Source organism: Edaphobacter aggregans DSM 19364, assembly GCF_000745965.1.
GTDB classification, from domain to species: Bacteria; Acidobacteriota; Terriglobia; order Terriglobales; family Acidobacteriaceae; genus Edaphobacter; species Edaphobacter aggregans.
Window position 1 is genome coordinate 1 of record NZ_JQKI01000259.1, and the last position, 3,854, is coordinate 3,854.

A 3,854-nucleotide genomic window follows, 5' to 3' on the forward strand; every position below is an offset into this window, starting at 1 on the left:
GTTGCGTAACCACGGATTCTGATCAGACGAAAGCGCGCTCTCCCGAGCGCGCCCAGAAGATTTCGTGCTTTTCTCTTGACAAAGACTTACATGGAAGCCCGTTATACGCCAAGAATCATGTGACGCACGCGAAACAATACCCTAATGCAATCTGTAGATACTGGCCGATGCGCCACTTATTTATCTGCTGGAAGGGCATTTCGCAATTTCTCCACGACAGCTGTGAGGTTGGCGATGGGCCGCTCTGTGTCACTTGTGGGTCATTGATGGTCCCGAACGGTAGCTGCCACATGTGCGTCAACTGTGGCACTACGAGCGGCTGCCGTTGAACAGGGTGCTGAAACCCGTCTGAGGCCCGTCCTTATGACAGCGCTTGTAGCCAGCCTGGGCTTCATTCCTATGGCTATATCGCATCGGGCTGGTGCGGAAGTGCAGAGACCTCTGGCTACAGTGGTCATCGGAGGGCTGGTGACCTCGACATTACTGACCCTGCTCGTGCTGCCTGCGCTGTACCAATGGATAGAACGGCGGAGGGAGGCGAATGCCATATCTAATACCTCATAATCGGATGATAAGACCGCTCCAGACTTGTCGAAACTTATGTCCAATTTCGCCCAACGAACGCCCAACGGACGCCCAACGAACGAGAGATAAGAGATATACGATGAACCCTTTCACCTTGTCCGGCCAAACTTCGGATATCGGTTTGCGTCGTGTGGTGCTGATCGTCGCGATGGCCAATTTAGCCTATTTCTTTGTTGAGTTTGCTGTCGCCAGACAGATCGGGTCGGTGTCCCTATTCGCCGACAGCATCGATTTTCTTGAGGACACCTCGGTTAATTTGTTGATCGCTATAGCACTAGGATGGTCGTTGAAGAAGCGTGCCCGCGTCGGCATGTTACTCGCGGGCATCCTGCTCATTCCCACAGCCGCTCTCCTTTGGACTGCATGTAAAAAATTCATCGCACCAACACCACCAGAGCCGTGGTTGCTCTCTGGGACCGGATTCGGAGCCCTTGTCGTAAATCTCGGATGCGCGTTTCTACTGACCAGATTTCGCTATCACAGCGGGAGTCTAACGCGGGCTGCCTTCCTGTCAGCACGAAACGATGCACTGGCAAACATCGCCATAATTGCGGCTGGCATCATCACTCTCCGGTGGCTTTCTGGCTGGCCTGACCTGATCGTGGGTATCGGCATTGCCATCATGAACACTGACGCCGCGAGGATGGTCTGGAGAGTAGCGAGAAACGAACATACGTCTGCTGCGGCTTAAGCATTGTGCGATCTCCTTAGACCGAGGGTTCAACGGCTGAGCCGTTATTGGTTGAGGTGGAGTCCTTGTCCCGCGGCACAGCGCGGAATAAGAACCTCATAATGAATCAGATGGACTTGTTATCCACATCGCACTCCGTCGCACAAAAAAGCACACCATCACGCTACAAAGTGGCACCAAAAGCGGCACCAGATCGGTGACGTTGTGATGCCGCCTCACGATCAGCGTCGACCGCAGAAGTGAAGACAAATCTGGACGATAAACGTGACACGTTCGATTGTCTATGGCGTCGTTCGGCCTGCCCAAGACCGAATCCTCGCAGCGATCAGTGCCTCTTCAATCGCTCATTGTCGAAACTCTACTTCACTAGCTCTAACGCCGCGGGTGTCGGGAAGCCCACGAGTGATTTCGGGCCCATGTGCAGGCAACTGCACCAACTCACAGAACCCGCGTGCTACTATTGGCCCTTCAATCGAGTCCGTGCGTAGCAGCAAAGCCCCTTCTACAGTCGGCATTGTTCCAAGCCCAGCTACCGATCGCTAATTGTTGACCTCGGCCATAGTCTTATCGACTTTCTTCTGATCCTCGGCTGTCAACTGTGACGGTCCGATGTCATGGTCAGCCTGTCAATGTTTCCGGTGAAGCGGAATGGGACGTTGTAGCTAAAGTCCACCGGAGTGCGGGTATCGAGTCCGACGTCAAAGGTTTCATCGAACGGCACGAGCATTGGTATGGTGTGCTCCATCGATTTGCGGGCGACCTCTTTACCGTCCACCGACAACACCCCGGTTCCACCCTTGGCCGGCCAGGTCCGTCGTACTTGAAGTTAAAGACGATGGTGTGTTTCCCTTCGCCCAGCGAGGACAGGCCTTCCCATCGGAAACGCTCCAGGTCAAGGAAGTTGTAGACGAGCACCGGCCTGCCTCGGCCGATTTGGAATATGTCAGTGGCGAAGGAGATGGCGAGTCCAAGTGCCGCGACCAGCAACAGAGTGTAGCCGAATCGTTTTCTCCACTTACCCGCGTCCCCCGCGACGGCCAGAAGCAGGCCCAGAATTAACAAGCACGCGCCGATTGCCTTAAAGATTCCGCTGTTCAGTATCCATTTGGCGCTCGGGCTCAGCATCAGCGCATATCCGCCGAAGCGGCCGCCCTCGGTCGCAATCACTCCTTCCGCGCCGCCGGAGGGGATAGTGACATTGGCGGTGATGGTGTAATCCCTGTCCAGGATGCTGGGAGCATTGCCGACAGGAATCCCGGCGTTTTCACCCATGTACGTGAAAACCGTGCGCCCGGCCACGGCGCTCGGCCGCGGCGTAGTCGCTCGCGAGAAGGCGGAGTTATCCAACGGGAAGACCTGATATTTGGTGGCCTCCGTCACAAAGAGCGCCTGCAGTTCTTTCAGCTTGTCGGGATTGCGTGCGGCAAGATCGTTGCAACGTCAAGGCGGTCAGTCCATTTTGTTTGCTCTCCTGGCATGCATCGCGGTTCCCATCAGCCCAGCAGCAACGGCGGATCAGAGAATTCTCTCGCTTGTGCCTCCGGGTGCGCAGGCCGTGACAAGGATCAGTTCCCCATCCCCCAGTGCTGTCCTTGGCCACTTTGTTCTCACGTCGCACAAGAACAGAATCAATTTCAATGATTTCTTAGCGTTAACCGGGGCTGACAGTACTCTTGTTGTCCATGAGCTTATTTATGTTGTAGCTGCCGACAGTGCTGGAATGTTGACTGAGCATAGCCTTCTTGCGACCGGGAACTTCAATCGTGAGGGTGTTTACAGGTCTGCGCTTAGTGGAGGTGCGAGTGTCACTCGTTACCGAGGCCTGCCTGTACTGGTTGTCCAACCATTTGCGCGCGAGCGGAGCGAGTTTAATGAAGTTCGCTGGCTGGCGATTCCTGATTCGAGCATCCTATTGTTCGGGTCCACTGCCAGTGTGCAACGAGAGCTTGACCGGCATCTGGATCGGAGCCCGGCGGACCCTCGTCTGGTAGCCAGGCTGTCAAGACTACGACGCGACGACAATAGCTGGTGTGTCCTGTCCCTGCTTACTTGGACCTCGGATATACGGGACGCTTTTGCGGCCATCAATCCAAAACTGGCGGAACTGCTGAAGGATGGAGATACGCTTCAATTCGGAATTCACTATGGCAGGCAAATTGAGTTCGAATATGAAATCACGACGCCCTCCATGGAAGACACTCGGAGTATTTCCGACTCACTCGCGCAATCTCTTTCCGGACCGGAGAAGGGATTAGCGTTTCTTCGCTCCACTGACGCGATCAGCGAAGGCAACACAGTGCATGGCGTCATCAAGGTTTCTATGGCGCGGTACAACGCCTGGCTGACAGAGGTCCAGGCGAGTAGGCGGGGACGGAATACTGCCTCTCCCTAACCCCTGTCAGGCTTTGCTTTCCTGGCCAGAACATTCGCATCAACCGAAAGGAAGGATCACCGAGCTTCTTTAGAGGCTGCACTTTGGCGTGTGACGGGCATCCATGTAAGTCTTTGTCAAGAGAAAAGCACGAAATCTTCTGGGCGCGCTCGGGAGAGCGCGCTTTCGTCTGATCAGAATCCGTGG

4 protein-coding genes are annotated in these 3,854 nt (G+C 55.1%); 3 read left to right on the top strand and 1 reads right to left on the bottom strand.

Annotated elements, in window-relative coordinates; translation table 11 throughout:
* The first annotated feature begins 303 nt into the window (after positions 1 to 303).
* Positions 304 to 564: an efflux RND transporter permease subunit gene (locus Q363_RS39620; RefSeq protein WP_281176113.1), complete on the top strand. Its 261-nt coding sequence runs from the start codon at positions 304 to 306 to the stop codon at positions 562 to 564.
* A gap of 100 nt (positions 565 to 664) precedes the next feature.
* Positions 665 to 1,276, top strand: a complete 612-nt coding sequence (locus Q363_RS30850; protein WP_035358417.1) for a cation efflux transmembrane domain-containing protein — start codon at positions 665 to 667, stop codon at positions 1,274 to 1,276.
* A 618-nt stretch (positions 1,277 to 1,894) separates the two neighbouring features.
* Here the strand turns inward: Q363_RS30850 and Q363_RS30855 are convergent.
* Positions 1,895 to 2,656 carry a hypothetical protein gene (locus Q363_RS30855; RefSeq protein WP_035358418.1) on the bottom strand — a complete coding sequence of 254 codons (762 nt, stop codon included), beginning with the start codon at positions 2,654 to 2,656 and terminating at the stop codon, positions 1,895 to 1,897.
* 532 nt (positions 2,657 to 3,188) lie between these two features.
* Between Q363_RS30855 and Q363_RS43465 the strand changes: the two genes are divergently transcribed.
* Entirely contained in the window at positions 3,189 to 3,668 is a 480-nt protein-coding gene (locus tag Q363_RS43465; protein ID WP_211256451.1) for a hypothetical protein, read from the top strand.
* The last annotated feature ends 186 nt before the right edge of the window (positions 3,669 to 3,854 follow it).